The sequence below is a fragment of the Devosia rhizoryzae genome, assembly GCF_016698665.1.
Lineage (GTDB): Bacteria > Pseudomonadota > Alphaproteobacteria > Rhizobiales > Devosiaceae > Devosia > Devosia rhizoryzae.
Genome location: NZ_CP068046.1, coordinates 3,364,928 through 3,384,994 on the forward strand (window position 1 = coordinate 3,364,928; position 20,067 = coordinate 3,384,994).

At 62.5% G+C, this 20,067-nt stretch carries 18 protein-coding genes and 1 pseudogene; 10 read left to right on the plus strand and 9 right to left on the minus strand.

Features of this window, described 5'->3' with window-relative positions:
- The gene (gene prpC, locus JI748_RS16515; RefSeq protein WP_201633234.1) at positions 1-1,137 is read right to left on the minus strand and encodes a bifunctional 2-methylcitrate synthase/citrate synthase; all 1,137 of its coding nucleotides are present in this window, start codon (positions 1,135-1,137) and stop codon (positions 1-3) included.
- A gap of 121 nt (positions 1,138-1,258) precedes the next feature.
- On the opposite strand from prpC, the gene JI748_RS16520 reads away from it, so the two are divergent.
- The 5 genes from JI748_RS16520 to JI748_RS16540 are packed head-to-tail and all read left to right on the plus strand — an operon-like array spanning position 1,259 to position 6,471.
- On the plus strand, positions 1,259-2,215 hold the full coding sequence (locus JI748_RS16520) for a Bug family tripartite tricarboxylate transporter substrate binding protein (RefSeq protein WP_164532688.1): 957 nt from the start codon (positions 1,259-1,261) through the stop codon (positions 2,213-2,215).
- Positions 2,205-2,741, plus strand: a complete 537-nt coding sequence (locus JI748_RS16525; RefSeq protein WP_233280561.1) for a tripartite tricarboxylate transporter TctB family protein — start codon at positions 2,205-2,207, stop codon at positions 2,739-2,741. The genes JI748_RS16520 and JI748_RS16525 overlap by 11 nt, the downstream gene beginning before the upstream one ends.
- A gap of 3 nt (positions 2,742-2,744) precedes the next feature.
- Positions 2,745-4,232, plus strand: coding sequence for a tripartite tricarboxylate transporter permease (locus JI748_RS16530; protein ID WP_201633238.1), 1,488 nt, complete (start codon positions 2,745-2,747; stop codon positions 4,230-4,232).
- 25 nt (positions 4,233-4,257) lie between these two features.
- Positions 4,258-5,775, plus strand: coding sequence for an MmgE/PrpD family protein (locus JI748_RS16535; RefSeq protein WP_201633241.1), 1,518 nt, complete (start codon positions 4,258-4,260; stop codon positions 5,773-5,775).
- A 39-nt stretch (positions 5,776-5,814) separates the two neighbouring features.
- Positions 5,815-6,471: a GntR family transcriptional regulator gene (locus JI748_RS16540; RefSeq protein WP_233280562.1), complete on the plus strand. Its 657-nt coding sequence runs from the start codon at positions 5,815-5,817 to the stop codon at positions 6,469-6,471.
- On the opposite strand, the gene JI748_RS16545 is transcribed toward JI748_RS16540, so the two are convergent.
- From JI748_RS16545 to JI748_RS16560, 4 genes are all read right to left on the minus strand, one after another.
- Positions 6,468-7,208: an SDR family oxidoreductase gene (locus tag JI748_RS16545; protein WP_201633243.1), complete on the minus strand. Its 741-nt coding sequence runs from the start codon at positions 7,206-7,208 to the stop codon at positions 6,468-6,470. The two genes, JI748_RS16540 and JI748_RS16545, sit on opposite strands and share 4 nt — an antisense overlap.
- Positions 7,205-8,101: an SMP-30/gluconolactonase/LRE family protein gene (locus JI748_RS16550; RefSeq protein ID WP_201633246.1), complete on the minus strand. Its 897-nt coding sequence runs from the start codon at positions 8,099-8,101 to the stop codon at positions 7,205-7,207. Before JI748_RS16550 ends, JI748_RS16545 begins: the two co-directional genes overlap by 4 nt.
- A 12-nt stretch (positions 8,102-8,113) precedes the next feature.
- Entirely contained in the window at positions 8,114-8,509 is a 396-nt protein-coding gene (locus JI748_RS16555) for a YciI family protein (protein ID WP_201633250.1), read from the minus strand.
- A 61-nt stretch (positions 8,510-8,570) separates the two neighbouring features.
- Complete coding sequence (locus JI748_RS16560) at positions 8,571-9,422, minus strand: EamA family transporter (protein WP_233280563.1); 852 nt, start codon at positions 9,420-9,422, stop codon at positions 8,571-8,573.
- Between the two features lie 122 nt (positions 9,423-9,544).
- Between JI748_RS16560 and JI748_RS16565 the strand changes: the two genes are divergently transcribed.
- From JI748_RS16565 to JI748_RS16585, 5 genes and pseudogenes are all read left to right on the plus strand, one after another.
- Positions 9,545-10,606 (plus strand): aldo/keto reductase, encoded by a 1,062-nt coding sequence (locus JI748_RS16565; RefSeq protein ID WP_201633251.1) that lies wholly within the window; start codon positions 9,545-9,547, stop codon positions 10,604-10,606.
- Entirely contained in the window at positions 10,599-11,282 is a 684-nt protein-coding gene (locus JI748_RS16570; RefSeq protein WP_233280564.1) for a fumarylacetoacetate hydrolase family protein, read from the plus strand. Before JI748_RS16565 ends, JI748_RS16570 begins: the two co-directional genes overlap by 8 nt.
- Positions 11,282-12,373, plus strand: coding sequence for an ATP-dependent DNA helicase (locus JI748_RS16575; protein ID WP_201633256.1), 1,092 nt, complete (start codon positions 11,282-11,284; stop codon positions 12,371-12,373). The genes JI748_RS16570 and JI748_RS16575 overlap by 1 nt, the downstream gene beginning before the upstream one ends.
- 153 nt (positions 12,374-12,526) lie before the next feature.
- Positions 12,527-14,356 (plus strand): annotated as a pseudogene (locus JI748_RS16580) (cation:proton antiporter domain-containing protein); the annotation flags it as partial.
- Between the two features lie 519 nt (positions 14,357-14,875).
- Positions 14,876-15,313 (plus strand): RrF2 family transcriptional regulator, encoded by a 438-nt coding sequence (locus JI748_RS16585; protein ID WP_201633262.1) that lies wholly within the window; start codon positions 14,876-14,878, stop codon positions 15,311-15,313.
- 110 nt (positions 15,314-15,423) lie between these two features.
- On the opposite strand, the gene purU is transcribed toward JI748_RS16585, so the two are convergent.
- From purU to JI748_RS16605, 4 genes are all read right to left on the minus strand, one after another.
- Positions 15,424-16,275 carry a formyltetrahydrofolate deformylase gene (gene purU / locus JI748_RS16590; RefSeq protein ID WP_201633264.1) on the minus strand — a complete coding sequence of 284 codons (852 nt, stop codon included), beginning with the start codon at positions 16,273-16,275 and terminating at the stop codon, positions 15,424-15,426.
- A gap of 864 nt (positions 16,276-17,139) precedes the next feature.
- Complete coding sequence (locus JI748_RS16595; protein WP_201633267.1) at positions 17,140-17,949, minus strand: ABC transporter permease subunit; 810 nt, start codon at positions 17,947-17,949, stop codon at positions 17,140-17,142.
- A 1-nt stretch (position 17,950) separates the two neighbouring features.
- Positions 17,951-18,904: an ABC transporter permease subunit gene (locus JI748_RS16600; protein ID WP_201633269.1), complete on the minus strand. Its 954-nt coding sequence runs from the start codon at positions 18,902-18,904 to the stop codon at positions 17,951-17,953.
- The gene (locus tag JI748_RS16605) at positions 18,901-20,055 is read right to left on the minus strand and encodes an ABC transporter ATP-binding protein (RefSeq protein WP_201633272.1); all 1,155 of its coding nucleotides are present in this window, start codon (positions 20,053-20,055) and stop codon (positions 18,901-18,903) included. Before JI748_RS16605 ends, JI748_RS16600 begins: the two co-directional genes overlap by 4 nt.
- Positions 20,056-20,067: the final 12 nt, after the last annotated feature.

The following is a 20,067-nucleotide window of genomic DNA, read 5'->3' on the forward strand; positions in this document are numbered from 1 at the left end:
TCAGCGGCGATCGATTGGAATGAATTCGAGGTCTTCGGGGCCGGTATAATTGGCCGAGGGGCGGATGATCTTATTGTCCTCGCGCTGCTCGATCACATGCGCGGCCCAGCCTGCGGTGCGGGCGATGACGAAGAGCGGGGTGAACATGGCGGTCGGCACGCCCATGGCATTGTAGGAAACGGCGCTGAACCAATCGAGATTGGGGAACATCTTCTTGGCATCGGCCATCGTCGTCTCGATGCGCTCGGCAATGTCGAACAGCCTTGTCGTGCCTGCGGTTTCCGAAAGCGAACGCGCCACGTCCTTGATCACTACGTTGCGGGGGTCCGAGATCGTATAGACCGGATGGCCGAAGCCGATGATGACTTCCCTGGCCTCGACCCGGGCGCGGATGTCGGCCTCGGCTTCGTCGGCCGTCCTGTAGCGTTTCTGGATATCGAAGGCGACTTCGTTGGCGCCGCCATGCTTGGGGCCGCGCAGCGCGCCGATGGCGCCGGCGATCGCCGAATACATGTCCGAGCCGGTGCCGGCGATGGTGCGGGCGGTGAAGGTCGAGGCGTTGAACTCGTGCTCGGCATAAAGGATCAGCGAGACGTTCATAGCCTGTTCATGCGAGGGGTCCTGGACCCCTCCATGCAAGAGCGTCAGAAAATGCCCGCCGATGGTTTTGTCGACAGTTTCTGTTTCGATGCGCCGGCCGTTATGGGCGAAGTGGTACCAGTAGAGCAGCATCGAGCCGGTCGACGCCAGGAGCTTGTCGGCAATGTCGCGGGCGCCGCTGCCGTTATGGTCATGCGCCTCAGGCAGCACGCAACCGAGAACCGAGACCCCGGTGCGCAAGACATCCATCGGATGCGTCGCCGCCGGCAAGACTTCGAGCGCACGCTTGACCACGTCCGGCAGGCCACGCAGAGCCTGCAATTTGCGCTCGTAAGCCGCCAATTCTTGCCGGTTTGGCAGGGTTCCGTGCACCAGAAGATGGGCGACTTCCTCGAAACTGCATTGCCGCGCCAGGTCCAGGATGTCGTAGCCGCGATAGTGAAGATCGTTGCCGCTGCGGCCAACGGTGCAGAGCGCCGTGTTGCCGGCAACGACGCCGGAGAGGGCCACCGATTTCTTGGGCTTGAACGCAGTCATGGACACCGATCCTCGCACATTTTTTGTCAACAGAACGATTGAACTCAGGCTCTAACTTATCATAGGCTAGCCGACAAGACGGGATTATGTCGACAAAAGACCCGTTCGCAAGGAGGATTCAATGAAGATCAAGACAGCCCTGGCGTCCCTGGCGCTATTCGGCGCCCTCGCCACCGGCGCCGCGCAGGCCCAGGTCAATGTGATGCTGCCGGCCAATCCGGGCGGTGGCTGGGACGGCCTCGGCCGCCAAGCTTTCCAGGCCATGAACGATGCCGGCATCTATACAGAAGGCGTCAACTTCACCAATACTGGTGGCGCCGGCGGCACGGTCGGTCTTGCCGAGTTCCTGGGCACCTCGTCGGGCCAGCCCGATGCGCTGGCCGTGTTCGGCGCCATCACCGTGGGCGCGATCGAGCTCAACAATTCGCCGATCAACCTCGCCGAATTCAAGCCGGTCGCTCGCATGACCGCCGAATATCTCGTGGTCGCCGTAGCGGCTGACTCGCCCTACAACACGCTCGCAGACCTCGTCGAAGCCATCAAGGCCGATCCCGGCGCGCATCCACTCGGCGGCGGCTCTGCCGGTGGCGTCGACCACATCGCGCTGGCGCTTCTTGCGCAGGAAGGCGGCATTTCGGTCGCCGACCTCAACTACATCCCGCAGACTTCGGGCGCCGAAACGGTCACCGCCATTGTCAACGGCACGCTGACTGCCGGCGTTTCGGGCACTTCCGAATTCGGCCAGTTCGCCGAACAGGGCCGCATCAAGATCCTCGCCGTGACCTCGGCCGAGCGTCGCGAAAACCTGCCTGACGTGCCGACCTTCACCGAAGCCGGCTACCCGGTGGAACTCGCCAACTGGCGCGGCATCCTTGCGGCTCCCGGCGCTCCGGAAGAAAACACCGCTCTTTGGGTCGATCGTTTCACCCAGCTGTCGCAGAGCGACGCCTGGAAGCAGGTTCTCGCCACCCAGGGTTGGGAAGACTTCTTCCTCGCCGGTGACGAGTTCGGTGCCTTCATTGCCGAAGAAACCGAGACCCAGGGCCAGATCCTGAAGGACGCCGGTCTTGTCCAATAACGGCAACCCGACGCCGAACACTCTGGAAGGGGGCAGCCATCAGGCTGCCCCTGCTCCCTCCCGTCCGTACTGGATCGGCATTGGCCTCATGGTCATAGGCGCGGTCTGGCTGGTCAACGCTTATGGCCTGCCGCAAGGCGCGCGTTATGCCGCCGTTGGTCCTGGCCTCTTCGTGACCATTTCGGGAGCAGCACTGCTGGTCCTCGGCGCCGTCCTCGTTCTTCAGATCTGGCGCGGCGAAAGCTTTCAGCCGCAGGACGCCGAAGACGCCGTAGCCGATGCCAAGATGGACAAGCGCGCATTTTTGACGGCGCTGGTCGCCGTTGCTGTTCCCGTCGCCACGATGGGCCCGCTCGGCATGCCCTTCACAGCGACCCTCTCCTTCGTCCTCGTTGCTAACGCCTTCGGGTCGCGCCGCTGGTGGCTGGACCTGATTTGCGGCGCCATTCTTGCCTGCGCGTCCTGGTTCCTGTTCAGCCAGCTCGGCCTGCAGCTCGGGCGCTTTTTCCCGCCACTGGGGTTCTAGGTTATGGATACTCTCGGGCTTCTTCTGCAAGGCTTCGGCGTTGCGCTTCAGCCGGTTAACCTCATGTGGGCGCTGGTCGGCTCGGTGCTCGGCACCGCCATCGGCATCCTGCCAGGCATCGGTCCGGCGCTGACCATTGCGTTGCTTTTGCCGGTGACGACGGCGCTGGCGCCGACATCGGCCTTCATTATGTTCGCCGGCATTTTGTATGGCGCGATGTATGGCGGCTCGACCACCTCGATCCTGCTCAACACGCCAGGCGAAGCCGGCTCGATGATGACGGCGCTCGAGGGGAACAAGATGGCCCGCGCCGGCCGCGGCGCCGCGGCGCTTGCGACCGCTGCCATCGGCTCCTTTGTTGCCGGCACCTTTGCGACGCTGGCGCTGACCTTTGCTGCGCCCTTCGTTGCCGAACTGGCCTTCTACTTTAAGCCGACCGACTATTTCGCCATCACCGCACTGGCCTTCTGTTCGGTCGCCGTGGTGATGGGCGCCTCGCGCACGCGCGGCTTCATCTCGCTGTTTTTGGGCATTGCCATCGGGGTCATCGGCATCGACGCCATGACCGGTCAGCCGCGCCTCACCTTTGGCAATATGCAGCTGTTGCGCGGCATTGCGCTTACCGTCGTGCTGGTTTCGCTCTTTGCCGTCGGCGAAATTCTCTATGTCGCCAGCCGCTATCGCAGCGTTCCCGGCGTCATGGCGCCGGTCAAGGGCAAGCTCTGGATGACGCGGGAAGATTTCGCTCGCTCCTGGAAGCCGTGGCTGCGTGGCACCGCAATCGGCTTTCCGATGGGCGCGCTGCCCGGCAGTGGCTCGGAAATCCCGACCATGCTGAGCTATACGCTCGAGCGAAAGCTCTCCAAGCACCCCGAACAGTTCGGTAAAGGTGCCATTGAGGGCGTTGCCGGGCCGGAAGCGACCAACAATGCCGCTGCCGCCGGCATCCTCGTGCCCCTCCTGACGCTGGGCCTGCCGACGTCCGCAACCGCCGCCGTGTTGCTGGCCGCTTTCCAGAACTATGGCCTCCAGCCCGGCCCCTTCCTCTTCACCTCGAACCCGGCGCTAATCTGGGGCCTCATTGCCTCGCTCTATGTGGGCAATGTCATGCTCCTGGTGCTCAATCTGCCGCTGGTCGGCATTTGGGTGCAGCTGCTGCGCATCCCGCGACCGCAGCTTTATGCCGGCATCCTCGTCTTCGCCATGATCGGCGTCTGGGGCCTGGCCGGATCCTGGGTAGACCTGGCCATCATGTTCGTGGTCGGTCTCGCCGGCTATGTCATGCGCGTCTACGACTTCCCCATCGCCCCGGTACTGATCGGGTTGATCCTCGGCCCCATGGCCGAAAACCAGCTGCGTACGGCGCTTGCGGCAGGCCAAGGCAATCCGATGGTGCTGGTCTCGACCCCGCTCTCGGCCATCCTTCTCACCATCGCCGTGCTGCTTCTGGCGCTGCCGATCTTCCTCAAGCGCTTGCGCGCACACGCCTGATCTTTCTCCCAAGGACAACGACCCAATGAAGACCTACGACGTCAAGGTTCATCCCTCAGCCGCCAACCTGCCCCGCGAAGAGCAACTGGCCTGGCACATTGCCGAGTTTGCGGCCAATTGCGGCCCACTCGATGCGGATGTGTCCGAGATGATCGCCTGCCGTATCGTCGACAATGCCAGTGTCGCGCTTGCCGCGATCAATCGCGCTCCAGTCGCCGCAGCCCGTGCCATGGCGCTGGCTCATCCGCGCAAGGGTGGCGCAACGCTTTATGGTCTTTCAGGCGTTCGCGTCGATGCCGAATGGGCGGCCTGGGCCAATGCCACGGCGGTGCGCGAGCTCGACTATCACGACACCTTCCTTGCCGCCGACTACTCGCACCCGGGCGACGCCATTTCGCCACTGATCGCGGTGGCGCAGCAGATGGGTCTTGATGGCGCAGCTTTGGCGCGCGGCATCGCCGTGACCTATGAAGTGCATGTGGCGCTGGTGAAGGCCATTTCGCTGCACAAATACAAGAAGGACCACGTCGCGCACCTGGCGCCTGCCACCACCGCCGCGATCGGCGCCATGCTCGGATTGTCGACAGAAGTGATCTTCCAGGCCGTCAACCAGGCCGTGCACCTTTCCTTCTCCACCCGCCAATCCCGGAAAGGCGAGATCAGCTCCTGGAAAGCCTATGTTCCGGGCTTTTCGGGCAAGCTCGCCATCGAATGCGTCGACCGCGCCATGCGGGGCGAGAAGTCGCCCTCGCCGATTTATGAGGGCGAAGATTCCGTCATCGCTTGGATGCTGGGCGGCAAGAACGATGCCTACCAGGTATCACTCCCCGCACCCGGCGAAAGCCCGCGCGGCATCATGGAGACTTATACCAAGGCTCATTCCGCCGAATACCAGGCGCAGGCACTGATCGATCTTGCGATCGATCTTTCCAGCCAGATCGGCGATCTCGGCCAGGTCAAGGACATCCTCCTCGAAACCAGCCACCACACGCACAACGTCATCGGCACCGGCGCCAACGATCCGCAGAAGATGGATCCGGAAGCCAGCCGCGAAACGCTTGATCACTCGATCATGTATATTCTCGCGGTCGCGCTCGAAGACCGCAAATGGCACCATGTCGACAGCTATACCCGCGAGCGTGCCCGCACGCCTTCGACCGTAGCCCTCTGGCACAAGATTCGCACGGTTGAAGAACCCACCTGGACCACGCGCTACCTCGATCCCGATCCGGACAAGCGAGCCTTCGGCGGCAAGATCATCGTCACGCTTGAGGATGGCCGCGTCATAACCGGCGAGCGCGGCGTGGCCGACGCGCATCCCAATGGCAACCATCCCTGGACCTGGCCGGACTATGCCGGCAAGTTCGAGAGCCTGACGCGCGACGAGCTCGGCGACGCCGAACGGCAGAGCTTCCTCGACGCCGCCAAGGGCTATGCCGGCCTCCCCGCCGGTGGTCTTGATGCGCTGCTTCCGGTCCTCAAGTCCGGTGCGGTGACGCCGTCCCAGCCCACCGGCCAGGGCATTTTCGACCACGGACTTTAAGTGCTGCACAAAATGCCTCCAGGTGCCGCAGATTTGGACATGGACGCTAGCAGTTTGCTAGCCGACAGCCTCTTCAAGCAGCTCTGCGAGGCCATCGTTACCGGGCAGATCGCGCCCGGTAGCAAGCTCAGCGAACCGCGGCTGGCCACCCAATATGGCGTCAGCCGCGGACCATTGCGCGAGGCGATAAGGCGGCTCGAAGAACGCAAGCTCGTCACCCGCCTGCCGCGGCAAGGCGTGCGCGTTATCGTTCCAACACGCGAGGCGGCCGACGAGCTATTTCGAATTCGCGAGGTTCTGGAAGGGCTTGCGGCACGGGAAGCCGCGCGTCACGCGACTGCCGAAGACATCGTCGAAGTCCGTGCCATGCTCGCCAAGCATGCCAGGGCGCTCGACCGGCCCGATGCCATGCTTTATTGGCAGGATACCGCTAATTCGGACTTTCATTTCCTGATCGCCCGCATCGCTCGCAGCCAGTCGCTGTTCGACCTTCTATGTGGCGAATATTACACGCTTTTTCGTCTTTTTCGCATGCGCCACCAGATCGTCCCCGGTCGGGCGCAGCGCGCGCTGGTGGAGCATGAGCGCATCGTTGACGCCATCGCGGACGGTGATGAGGAGCTGGCGGAAATGCTGATGCGTCGGCACATCGCCACGGCCCGCAATGGCCTCGCTGCCAACCCCGAAGCGCTCTAGCCCCGGCCGATAAAGGGCATGTTGGTGGCCATAACGGTCATGAACTGCACATTGGCTTCGAGCGGCAGGCCGGCCATGTAGAGGACGGCATCAACGACGTGGCGAAGCTCGAAAGTGGGCTCGGGCATGGTGCGTCCGTCCGGCTGCAAGACGCCGCCGGTCATGGCCGCCGTCATATCGGTCGCGACATTACCGATATCGATCTGGCCGCAGGCGATGGAACAGGCTCGGCCATCCAGGGAGATGGCCTTGGTGAGGCCGGTGATGGCGTGCTTGCTCACCGTATAGGCGGCAGCGTGCGGACGCGGCACATGGGCCGAGATCGAGCCGTTGTTGATGATGCGCCCGCCTTGCGGGTTCTGGTCGCGCATGGCCCGAAAGGCGGCATGGGCTATGTTGAAGGCGCCGGTGAGGTTGACGTCGATGACGCCATCCCAGTCGTGGGGGTCGATGTCCCCAAAATTGGCAGTAGGTGCCGACCGCCCCGCATTGTTGAAGACCACGTCGAGGCGACCAAGCGCTTGCTGCATGGCGGCAAAGTAGCGGGCGACATCCTTTCGGTCGGTCACGTCGCAGGCCTGAGCAAATGCAATCGGATGATCTGAGGCAAGGCTTTGCAGAGCATCATCCCGGCGTCCAAGCGCAGCAACGCGATAGCCCGCTGCAGCAAGACCGATGACGGTCGCCCTACCGATGCCGGACGTGGCGCCGGTGACAAGCGCGACGCGACCGCTCATCGTGGCACCGGTCTTGTGTTGAGGTAGACCGCATAAAGCGAGGTGGTGGCAGCGATAAAGAGCCGGTTGCGCTTGAGTCCGCCGAATTCGACATTGGCGACGACTTCCGGGATCAGGATGCGTCCGAGGCGCGTGCCGTCGGGCGCATAGCAGTGGACGCCATCGCCGGCGCTTGTCCAGACATTGCCGTGTTGATCGACGCGAAAACCGTCGAAGCCGCCGATCTCGCAGGTGGCGAAAACCTGGGAATGGCCCAGCATCTTGCCGTCTTCATCAACGCTGAGGGCGCGGAGGTGGCTCGGGCTCACGCCGGTGTCGCTGATGTAGAGCACGCTTTCATCCGGCGAAAAGGCGAGACCGTTGGGTCGCACGAAGTCGGTCGCCACGGCAGCCAGCGTTCCGTCGGGATCGATGCGATAGACGTAGCAGCCATCCTGTTCGCTCGCGGCCTGATCGCCTTCATAGTCGGTGTCGATGCCGTAGCTGGGGTCGGTAAACCAGATCGAGCCGTCGGACTTGACGACGACATCGTTCGGAGAATTGAGCTTTTTGCCGTTGAAGTGGTCGGCTAGGACGATGCGCGTGCCGTCATGGTCGATCATGGACACGCAGCGACCCAGATGTTCGCAGGAGATCAGCCGGCCTTGGGTATCGACCGTGTGGCCATTTTGATGATTGGAGGGCTGCTGGAAAACGGAAACCGAGTTGTCCGTCTCGTCGAAGCGGAGCAAGCGGTTGTTCGGGATGTCGGACCAGAGCAGGTATCTGCCAGCAGCAAAATAGGCCGGCCCCTCGGCCCAGCGAGACCCGGTATAGAGCCTTTCGACAGCGACATTGCCCAAGACCAGTCGCTCGAAGCGAGGGTCTTCGACCACGAAATCCTTGGCGAGCATGATGCCTCTGTTTTAGCCGACGGCCAGCAATTGGGGCTTGGCGAGCTTGTTGTCGCCGAAGTAGCGAAGCGGGCGGATCTCATAGGAGCCGACACCCGGATTAGCGACGGCGAGTTGTTTGGCGAAGTCGAGCGCTTCATCCATGTTGTCGCAGTCGGCGACGTAGAAGCCCAAGAACTGTTCTTTGGTTTCGGCAAAGGGGCCATCGAAGACGACGTGCTCGCCGTTCATCTTGCGCAGCGTCATGGCTTCGTCGGTGTTGACGAGGCGGACGACAGGTCCGAGCTTGCCCTTGGCGCTCATGCCCTGCTGCACAGCGGCGAGACGCTTCATGCAGGCCGCGTCTTCAGCCGGAGTCCAGCTGGAGACAACTTTTTCCTCGTTGTAGCACAGGATGGCGTAGAGCATGTCGACCCCTCAATCGTTTGCGGCGGTGACTATGCTCCGCTCTTGCTCTAATTCCAAGATGTCAGCTGCGGCGCGCGATGGTGAGCGTTGCGCCGATTGAAGCTGCAATGATGGCAGCGATACCTGCGATCTGCAGCACCGAGAGTGTTTCGCCCAGGACGATAAGGCCCGTAAGGGCAGCCAAAGCGGGTTGCCCGCTCATCAGGATACCGAATAGACGCGCTGGAATATGGGGCAAGGCGACCATGTCGAGTGCATAGGGAATGGCGCTCGACAGAAGAGCGACCGCAAATCCGAGCGGCAAGACAGCAGGATCGAACAAAGCAGGCCCGGTGGTAATAATGCCCAGAGGCAAGGCAATTGTTGCCGCTGCCGTGACGCCGAGCGCCGCGATATGAGGGCCGCCACCTATCCCGGCGCGCTGCCCATAGATAATGTAACCCGCCCAGCAAGCGCCGGCGCAAAGGGCCAGGGCTATGCCGAAGGGCGAGATGTCACCGGACGTCTGCGACCACGGCAAGAGCGAGGCGAAGCCCAAAAGAGCCAAGGCGATCCAGAAGAAGTCCAAGGGCTTTCGTGCTCCGAACAGAGCAACGGAAAGCGGACCGGTAAATTCGAGCGCCACGGCAACGCCGAGCGGAATATGCTCGATGGCAGCATAGAAGAAGAGGTTCATGGCGCCCATCATGCCGCCATAGAGTAGCACGCTGCGGATCTGCAGGCGGGTCAACTTGAAGCGCCATGGCCGAAAGACGAGGAGCAGCACTATCGCCGCAAGCGTCAGCCTCAGGGCGGTCGCTCCGAAAGCGCCGACGAGCGGAAACAGGAGCTTGGCGAAGCTCGAGCCGGTCGCCGTGAAGACCATGCCGAAGGTGACGAGAAGGATGGGCAAGAGAATGGAAGTCGGACGCAAAGGGCGCGCTTTCGAAGAGGTCGGCACCCTGTAGCAGAAGCGAGCGCGAAACGGTGAAGTTCTGTTGACCGCCACGAAGACAAGCTTTAGCCCTTGAGCGCCAAGAACAAAGGAGGAATCTCGTGGAATATCGATTGCTGGGACGATCAGGCCTCAAGGTCTCGGTAATGACCATGGGAACCATGACCTTTGGCGGCAGCGAGCGGATCGGCAACACCGATCAAGCGAGTGCGGCGCGGCAGGTCGACATGTGCCTTGACGCCGGCATCAATTTCTACGACACCGCCAATGTCTACAATGCCGGCGTTTCTGAAGAAATTTTGGGCGAGGTGCTGAGCGAGAATGGGCGGCGGGAACGCGCGCTGGTCGCCACCAAGGTGCGCTTCAAGATGGGCGAGGGCCCCAACCAGATCGGGCTCAGCCGCCATCACATCATCGAGCAGTGCAAGGCCAGCCTCAAGCGGCTCAAGACCGACCATATCGACCTTTATCAGGTGCATGAATGGGACGGGCAGACGCCGATCGAAGAAACCATGGAAGCGCTCGATACGCTCGTGCGCCATGGGCATGTCCGCTATATCGGCTGCTCGAACTATTCGGGCTGGCATATCATGAAGGCGCTGATGGCGGCCGGTGCGCGACACGGCGAGCGCTTTGTCAGCCAGCAGATCCACTATTCGCTGCATTCCCGCGATGCCGAATTCGAACTGGTGCCGATTGGGCAGGACCAGGGACTTGGCATACTCGTCTGGTCGCCGCTGGCCGGTGGCCTGCTTTCGGGCAAATACCGTCGCGACAGCCAGCCGGATAGCGGCCGGCATGTCGGAGGCTTCCGCGAACCGCCGGTCTACGATTGGGATAAGCTCTATGACATCATCGATGTTGTGGTGGAGATTGCCGAAGCGCGTGGCGTGTCCGGCGCGCAGGTAGCGCTGAGCTGGCTCCTGGGTCGACCGGGCGTGACCTCGGTGATCATCGGCGGTCGCAATGAGAAGCAGTTCGCCGACAACATTGCTGCTGCCGACCTGGTGTTGAGCGACGAAGAACGGGCGCGTCTCGACGCCGTGAGCCGTCCGCCGCTGCTCTACCCGTATTGGCACCAGTCGTTCACCGCGCAGGACCGGCTGAGCAAGGTCGATCTCGACCTCATCGCCCCCTATGCCGAGGAGTTCAAGCGTGGCTGATTTTCTGTTCGAGCCGCAGGCTCCAGTCGCCATTCCGATCGCACGGGGTGGGCAATTTGCGGTACGGCGCATCTATTGCGTCGGGCGCAACTATGCCGAGCACATCCGTGAGATGGGCAATGACGAACGCGATCCGCCCTTCTTTTTCAGCAAGCCTGCGGATGCCGTGATCACCGGCGGCGCACCTATGCCCTATCCGCCGCAAACGGCCGATCTTCATCACGAGATCGAACTGGTCGTAGCGATCGGCAAGGACGGGAGCGACATCGCCGTCGAGGATGCCTTGGAGCATGTTTATGGCTATGCCGTCGGGCTCGACATGACCCGACGCGACTTGCAAGCTACTGCTAAGAAGGCCGGGCGCCCGTGGGAGATGGCCAAGGCTTTCGATTATTCGGCACCCGTTGGTGAGATCGAACCGGCCGAGTTTATCGGCCATCCGTCTCAGGGCGCCATCACGCTGCGGGTCAATGGTGACGAGCGCCAGCGCGGCGACCTCGGGGACCAGATCTGGAACGTTTCCGAGACCATTGCCGAACTCAGCCGCTTCGTGACGCTGCGGGCCGGCGACCTGATCATGACCGGTACACCTGCAGGGGTCAGTGCCGTCACGCGTGGTGACGTGCTTGAAGGGGCGATAGAAGGCGTTGGCACCGTACGGACGACGATCGTCTGATGGCGCCGGTCTGGTCCTCGCAGCAGGACGCGGCGCTGGTCGCCGTCTCCAAATGGCTCAAGGATCGGAACGGGCCGCAGGTTTTTCGCCTGTTCGGTTGGGCGGGGACGGGCAAGTCTACGCTCGCGGTGCATTTGGCGCAGGATGTACGGACCGTCAAATATGCGGCCTTCACCGGCAAGGCGGCTATGGTGATGCGAAAGCGCGGCTGCAAGGGCGCTCAGACCATCCATTCGCTGATCTATACGCTGGTCAGCGAAAAAGAGGGCGAGCCACGCTTCGTCCTTGATCCGGAATCGCCGGCGGCAGATGCCGACCTCATCGTCATCGACGAAGTCTCGATGGTGGACGAACAGCTCGGGGCCGACCTTCTGAGCTTTGGCACCAAGGTTTTGGTGCTTGGCGATCCGTTCCAGCTGCCGCCAGTGCAGGGAGCGGGATTTTTCGTCGCTACCGAGCCCGACATCATGCTGACCGAAATTCATCGGCAGGCGGCGGACAATCCGATCATCCAGCTGTCGATGGCGGTGCGTGAGGGCGGCTATCTCGAGCATGGCCGCTATGGCGAAAGCGTTGTCGTCGGCCGCAACAAGGTAGACCGCGACGCGGTGATGCAGGCCGATCAGGTGCTGGTGGGCCGCAACAAGACACGGCTGACCTATAATGACCGTTTGCGCGAACTGCGTGGCCTGCCGTTTCACGAGCCAGTCGTGGGCGACCGAATGGTCTGCCTCAGGAACAATCCGCGCAAGCGCCTGCTGAACGGGCAGATCTGGATCGTTACCGACACGACGCGACGGTCCAACGGCAAATGGAGCCTGATGCTGGCCGATGACGAGGGCAAGGGTGAGACGCGCGTGCTCACGCACAAGGCGTTTTTCTCCGGCGAGGAGGAAGCCATGGCCTGGACGGAGCGACGCCAGTTCGACGAATTCACCTTCGGCTACTGCCTCACCGTCCACAAGGCGCAGGGCAGCCAGTGGGACAATGTTTATCTTTTCGACGAAAGCTTCGTCTTCCGCGAGGAGCGGGCACGCTGGCTTTATACGGGCATTACCCGCGCCGCCGAAAAGATCACCATCGTCAGCTAAGACCCAACTTCAGCCAAGTTTGCTGCCTTTATGGGCGCATGGTCGCTTCTTAGCCTAACGGACAATCGGCTTTTGCCGATGAACGCTTGCGCTCGGAATGTCGTTACCCCATTGTCCCGATAGAGATTTTCCCAAACCTGCACGGAGGCGCGAATGCACCATGACACCCCCCTGATCTCAACGATCGTCGCGGGTCTGGTGCTGGCCTTTATCTTTGGCATGATCGCCAACCGGTTCAGGATGCCGCCTTTGGTGGGGTATCTCTTTGCCGGTATTCTGGTCGGGCCGCATACGCCCGGCTTTGTGGCCGACCAGCAGCTTGGCTCCGAACTCGCGGAAATTGGCGTCATTCTCCTGATGTTTGGCGTGGGCCTCCACTTTTCGCTCAAGGACCTGATGAGCGTGCGGGCGCTCGCCATTCCCGGCGCCGTCGCACAGATGGGCTTTGCGACGCTGCTCGGCACCGTCCTGGGCCTGGTGCTGGGCTGGGAGCTGTTCGGCTCGATCCTCTTTGGGCTCGCGCTTTCGGTAGCCTCGACCGTCGTGCTGCTCAAGGCGCTGCAGGACCGGCGCTTGATCGAGAGCGAGCGCGGCCGCATCGCCGTGGGGTGGCTGATCGTCGAAGACCTGGCGATGGTCCTGGCGCTGGTTTTGGTGCCCGCCATCGCGAGCCTTAATGGCGGCGATACCGGGGTACACGATCCATTCGTGTCCTTCGTTACGCGCCTGCTAGGTGTCGAAGTCGGCATTTGGGGCATTTTGATCCTGACGCTGATCAAGGTCGCGGCCTTTGTCGGCTTCATGCTGGTCGTGGGACGGCGCGTCATTCCCTGGGCGCTGCATGGCACGGCCCATACCGGCAGCCGTGAGCTGTTCCGGCTGGCTGTGCTGGCCATCGCGTTGGGCGTGGCCTTGGGATCGGCCGTGTTGTTCGGCGTATCGCTGGCGCTGGGCGCCTTCTTTGCCGGTATGATCCTTTCGGAAAGCGAGCTGAGCCACCGGGCCGCACAGGAAACGCTGCCGCTGCGCGACGCCTTTGCCGTGTTGTTCTTCGTTTCGGTCGGCATGCTGTTTGACCCCATGATCATCGTCACCCAGCCGCTTCTGGTGCTGGCGACGGTGTTCATCATCGTGGTCGGCAAGTCGTTGGCGGCTTTTGCGATCGTGATCCTGGCTCGACGACCGATCTCGACGGCGCTCACGATTTCGGCCTCCCTGGCGCAGATCGGCGAGTTTTCGTTTATCCTCGCCAGCATGGGCGTGGCCCTGGCGATCCTGCCGCCCGAGGGCCAGGACCTGATCCTTGCCGGCGCGCTGATCTCGATCGTGCTCAACCCTGTCGTGTTCATGGCGCTCGATGTGCTCAAGCCTCGGCTCGAAGCACGCGCTGGCTTCCGCCGCAGCTTCGAGCCCGATATGGCATCCGCCGACATGCGTCGCGAGCCGAGCATGGCGGCGCAGGGGCCGATCACGACGGATGCGCCGAGCATCGCCGCTGTGGATCGCGGTGCGCCCGGCGACGATGACGATACCGGCGAGCCGTCGCACCAGACCGGGCATACCGTGCTGGTCGGGTATGGCCAGGTCGGGCGGATCGTTGCTGCCGGCATCAAGACCGATGGTGGCGGGCTGGTGGTGATCGAAGATAGCGATCACGACGTTGCCGCCGCCCGCGCCGAGGGGTTCGAGGTGATCTTCGGCAATGCGGCAAGCCAGGACGTGTTGCGGCTTGCCAATCTTCCGGCTGCCCGAAATCTTCTCGTCGCCATTTCCAATGGTTTTGAAGCCGGCACGGTGTGCGAGAGCGGGCGCAAGCTCAATCCCGGAATTTCGATTATTGCCCGCGCCTATTCCGAGGAGGAAGAAAGCTTCCTGCGCGGGCTGGGTGCCTCGACGGTGATCCGCGGCGAGCGCGAGATCGGCAAGGGCATTTTGCAGTTCCTGCGCAATGAAGGCGCGACGAGCATCGTGCCGGAAGCGAGCAAGCTGCCCCTCGGCGAGAACCTGGTGGCGAGCGCCGCAATCAGTGCCGCTGTGAGTGAACCCGAGCCGGTGGCCGAGAGCGTGCCGGTTGAGGCGGAGCCCGTGGTGGTCGAGCCGGTCGAGGTTATGAGCGAACCGAGCCTCGCAGCGCCGACGCCGGAAGCCGAGATCACCGTGGTCGAGGCTCAGCTGCCGCCGGCCGATGAGCCTGTGATCGACCTGCCGCCGCCGGTGGAAGAGCCTGATGCCGATGATGAGATCGAAGCCGTCGAGGTCGTCGAGGCCGTGGTGATCGACGAGGAGACGGCAGCCGAAGTGGTGGTTGCCGCCGAGGCGGAGCCCGTGCCTTCGGCTGAGATCGTGCCGGTCCAGCCGGCGCCGGAAATCGGTGAGGCTCCGGCAAGCATCGATGAAGTTGTGCCCGCCCCAAAGGTCGCCAAGGCAAGACGGAGCCGCAAAAGGGCGCCAGAGGGCGATGGTGGCGTGCCGCCGGTGGAGCCGGAGACCAAGAGCTAGACCATGATCTCGCAAAAGGCCAAATATGCTCTTCGCGCGCTGGTGGCGCTGGCGCGCGCCGGGCGCGGGCAGAGCCGGATGATCGGTGAGATTTCGCGTGACCAGGCTATTCCCAAGAAGTTCCTGGAGCAGATCCTACTCGAACTGAAACGCGCGGGGATAGTTTCGAGCCGCCGCGGGCGCATGGGCGGCTATGAGCTGGTGCGGGCACCCGAGGAGATCATGTATGGCGAGGTGCTGCGGCTGATCGACGGACCGATCGCGCCGCTGCCGTGCCTGAGCAAGATCGCCTATCGCAAATGCGAGGATTGCAAGGACGAGGGATCCTGTGAGATCCGGCACGTGTTCGAGCGGGTGACGCTGGCGACGAGGGCGGTTCTGGACCGCACCAGTCTAGCGGATTCGCTTAACCTGGAGGACATCTCGGTGGATGCGGCTTAGAGCCCCCACCCGGCCTCCCCCGTAAGGCGGGGGAGGAGCACCATCGAGTTCAACCCACCAGCCGGACTCCTCCCCCTTTTTCAGGGGGAGGTTGGGTGGGAGTGCTTCCCTTACCCAAACACCACGGTTTTCTTTCCATTCAGCATCACCCGGTTTTCAAGGTGCAGCTTGACGGCGCGGGCGAGGACGCGGCTTTCAATGTCGCGGCCGGCTGCGACGAGGTCGTCGGGGCTCATGGCGTGGGTGACGCGGGCGGTTTCCTGCTCGATGATCGGGCCTTCATCGAGATCGGGGGTCACGTAGTGGGCGGTGGCGCCGATGATCTTGACGCCGCGCTCATGCGCCTGGTGATAGGGCTTGGCGCCCTTGAAACTTGGCAGGAACGAGTGGTGGATGTTGATCACCTGGCCAAAAAGCCGGGTGGAGAGCTGGTCGGAAAGAACCTGCATGTAGCGGGCGAGGACGACGAGGTCGGCGCCGGTGGACCGGACGATGTCGAGGATCTGCGCTTCCTGCTCGGCCTTGGTGTCCTTGGTGACGGGCAGATAGTGGAACGGAATGCCGGCATCCTCGGCGATCTTGCGCGCTTCCTCGTGGTTGGAGATGACCGCGGCAACGTCGGCGTCGAGCCAGCCGACGCGGATCTGGTAGAGCAGATGCAAGAGGGTATGGTCGAATTTCGAGACCAAGATGGCGATACGCTTGCGGCGGCTTTCGTCGCTCAGCATGGTCTGCATGTCGAAGCGGGCGATCGGGGCCTTAAGGGCTTTTTCGATTGTTTCGCGGCTCATGCCATCGGGGGCAGCAAAGGCCAAGCGCATGAAGAAACGGCCGGTCTCGCGATCCCAGAACTGGTTGCTCTCGGCGATATTGGCGTTGAGCGCCGCCAGTTCGGTGGTGATGGCCGCAACGATGCCGGGACGATCGGCGCAAGAAAGGGTCAGGACGAAATTGGCCGACATGCTGGCTACCCGCTGAAATACTGGGCAGCGGTATCGATGGCTTGAGCCTTCCCGTCAAGGGAAACAGAAAAGGCCCGCTCCTGCGAGCGGGCCTTCCCTGAGTTTTAAGGTCTCGAGCGACCTAGGAGGGGTGTTTTAGGTGAGATCACTCCCGACCGTCACACCAAAACCCAGAACGACCTCGAGCACCAAATTCTCATGAGACACTGGATCACCTCCTTTGCAATTGTTGAACATGACCGAAAGATGCGCCTCGTTTGCCGTCTTGTCCATAGACACGGTCGTTCACGATTTTTGTGATCGGCTCAAAGAGCGCTCCGCCTGCTTGAGGCAGGCCGAGAGGCCGGTCGGGATTGCCGCCGGTTGATGATCAGATGATGGTGCCCCGAGACGGCTTCCGTCTCGTGAGTAGTTAGTATGTGAGACGCAAGACGTCTCGGGGCGCCGGGCTTTCTGGCAGGCAGCGTCTTAGGGGATGATTACTCAAGCCCCGTCCGCGGACCCAGGATCCTCAACGATAAAGACCCCTCCCGACTGTCGCCGGGCGGTTGATCGTTGCAACCCCATCTCCACCCGGCTGATGGGGAGAATGTAGCGGAGGATTCGGGGGAGAGGATAAACGGGGTACATTGAGTTTGTGGAGAAGCCGACACCCCCTTCCGAGCTGCGCTAAGGCGCGGGGCGCCTAAGCTTCGCTTGCCTTCCCCTCAAGGGGGAAGGGGGCATCGGGTATTTTGGACGATAATGCCAAACACACCGCGTTCACCTTCCCCCTCAGAGGGGAAGGCAAGCAGAGCTTGGCGACGGAGGAGCCTAGCGGCGCTCGGAAGGGGGTGTCTTCTCCGCGCGCTGAGACAAGATGGGCTATGCCCTCGCCTTCTTTGGTTTCGACCTGAGCTGAATGATTGTTGCTGCAAGCACGCCCAAAGCGACGATGCCGATGATGATGGTGGCCAAAGCGTTGACGTCGGGGGAGACGCCGAGGCGGACTTTCGAGAAGATGACCATTGGCAGGGTCGAGGAGCCGGGGCCGGAGACGAAGCTGGCGATGACAAGGTCGTCGAGCGACAGCGTGAAGCCGAGGAGCCAGCCCGAGACGAGAGCCGGGGCGATGATGGGCAGAGTCACATCGAAAAAGGTGCGCAGGGGCGAGGCGCCCAGGTCCATCGCCGCTTCTTCGAGGCTGCGGTCGAAGTCGGAGAGGCGGGACTGGACGACAACGCAGACATAGGCCGTGCAGAAGGTGGCGTGGGCAATGACGATGGTCAGCATGCCGCGGCCGCGCGGCCAGCCGATCAGCGACTCCATGGCGACAAAGAGCAGCAGAAGAGCGAGGCCGGTGATGACGTCGGGCATGACCAGCGGAGCGGAGACCATGCCGGAAAAAAGCGTGCGGCCCTTGAAGCGGCGGAAGCGGACGAGGGCGACGGCGGCCAGGGTGCCCAGAACAAGGGCGATCGAGGCCGCGAGAGCTGCGATCTGGAGGCTTAGCCAGGCGGCGCCCAGCATCTGCGGATCACGGAACAGTTCGCCATACCATTTCAGCGAAAAGCCGGACCAGACGGTGACAAGCCGGTTTTCGTTGAAGCTGAAAATGACGAGGCTCACGATCGGCGCATAAAGGAAGGAGAAGCCGAGCGCGGCAGCGATGGGGAGGAACCAGCCACGGCGCATGTTACTTCTCCACCACCGCGCCCTGGGCGCGTTGCAACAGCATGATGGGCACGACGACCACCAGGAGCATGGCCATGGCAACCGCGGCAGCGCGGGGCCAATTGGCATTGGTGAAGAATTCGTCCCAAAGAACGCGGCCGATCATCAACGTTTCCGGACCGCCGAGCAGCGACGGGATGACGAATTCGCCGATGGCCGGGATGAAGACCAGCATGGAGCCGGCGATGATCCCGGGCAGCGACAGCGGCAGGGTCACCGAGAGGAAGGTGCGCAGCGGCTTGGCACCCAGGTCGGCAGAGGCTTCGAAGAGCGAGGTGTCGAGCTTCACCAGCGTCGTATAGAGCGGCAGGATCATGAAGGGCAGGTAGGTGTAGACGATGCCGACATAGACGGCAAAATCGGTCTGCATCATCACCAATGGCTGGATGCCGAAGAGGCCCAGGACCTGGTTGATGACTCCATTGCCGCGCATGAAGCCGGTCAGGGCGTAAACGCGCAGGAGGAAGGAGGTGAAGAAGGGCAGGATCACCAGCATCAGCAGGATATTGCGCCAGCGATCGGGCGCGCGCGCGATGGCATAGGCCATGGGGTAGCCGACGATCAGGGTGATGATCGTGGCGATCGCGGCGATGCGGATCGAGGAGAGGTAGGCGGCGACATAAAGGTTGTCGGTGAAGAGGCGGATGTAGTTGGAAAGGTGCAGGGTGAGCTGCACGGTGCCGTCTTCGGTCGAAAGAAGGGCGGAATAAGGCGGGCGGCCGAACTGCTTGGTGGCGAGCGAAATGCCGAAGACCACGGCGAGGGGGATCAGGAAGAAGACCAGGAGCCAGAGCGCCGGCGCGGCCAGCACCAGCATGCGGCCGGTAATGCCGACCTTGGCGAGGCGCCGCTCGACTGCATTCCAGGGACGCAGGCGGCGCGGGGGCGGGTAGGTGGGTTCGTGCGTGGCGGTCATGACGTCAGCACCGAGCCGGCATTGTCGTTCCAGGTGACGTAGACTTCTTCTTCCCAGGTGATGGCGTCGGGGTTGCCGCGGACGGAATTGGTCTGGCTGACGCGGATGCGTTTGCCGCTCTCAAGAACGATTTGGTAGAGCGAGATATCGCCGAGATAGGCGATTTCCTCGACCACGCCCTTGGTGACGTTGGCGTCGAAGAGGCCTTCGGGACGCTCGCGCGAGATCGACATTTTTTCGGGGCGGATGGCCCACCAGAGGATCTGGTCGGGGGCGCAATCGACGCCGTGCCCAACATAAATATCGCAGCCCAGTTCCGCCGAGCGGATGCGGACGTGATCGGGTTCGTCTTCGCTGACCACGCCTTCCACCATGTTGGCGGAGCCGATGAAACCGGCGACAAAGCGCGAATTGGGGAATTCGTAGATATCGGTGGGCTCGCCGATCATGGCGATTTCACCCTGGTTCATGACGCCGATGCGGGTCGCCAGGGTCATGGCTTCTTCCTGGTCGTGGGTGACCACGATAAAGGTGACGCCGAGCTGTTCTTGAATTTTTACCAGTTCGAACTGGGTTTCCTCGCGCAGCTTCTTGTCGAGCGCGCCAAGGGGTTCATCGAGCAGCAGGAGCTTGGGACGCTTGGCGAGGGCGCGTGCGAGGGCGACGCGCTGGCGCTGGCCGCCGGAGAGCTGGTGCGGACGGCGCTTGCCATAGTCCTGGAGCTTGACCAGGGCCAGGAGCTCGGCGACGCGCGCATTGATCTCGTCACGGGGCAGGTGATCGCGCTTGAGGCCATAGGCGATGTTCTGCTCGACCGACATGTGCGGGAAGAGCGCATAGGACTGGAACATCATGTTGACCGGCCGCTGATAGGGCGGCACGTCGGTCATGTCCTGGCCATCGATTTCGATCGTGCCCGAAGTGGGGCGTTCAAAGCCGGCCAGCATGCGCAGAAGCGTCGACTTGCCGGAGCCGGAGCCGCCCAGGAGGCAGAAGAGTTCGGAACGGTAGATATCGAGCGAAACGTCATAGACCGCGGTGATGTCACCGAATTTCTTGGTGACGTTCTTGATGCGGACAAAGGGCTTGTTGTTGGAGGGATCACGCCAAGGGCGGGTGTCGATGGCAAGCTGTTGCGGTTTCTTGGCCATTTGGCGGTCTCT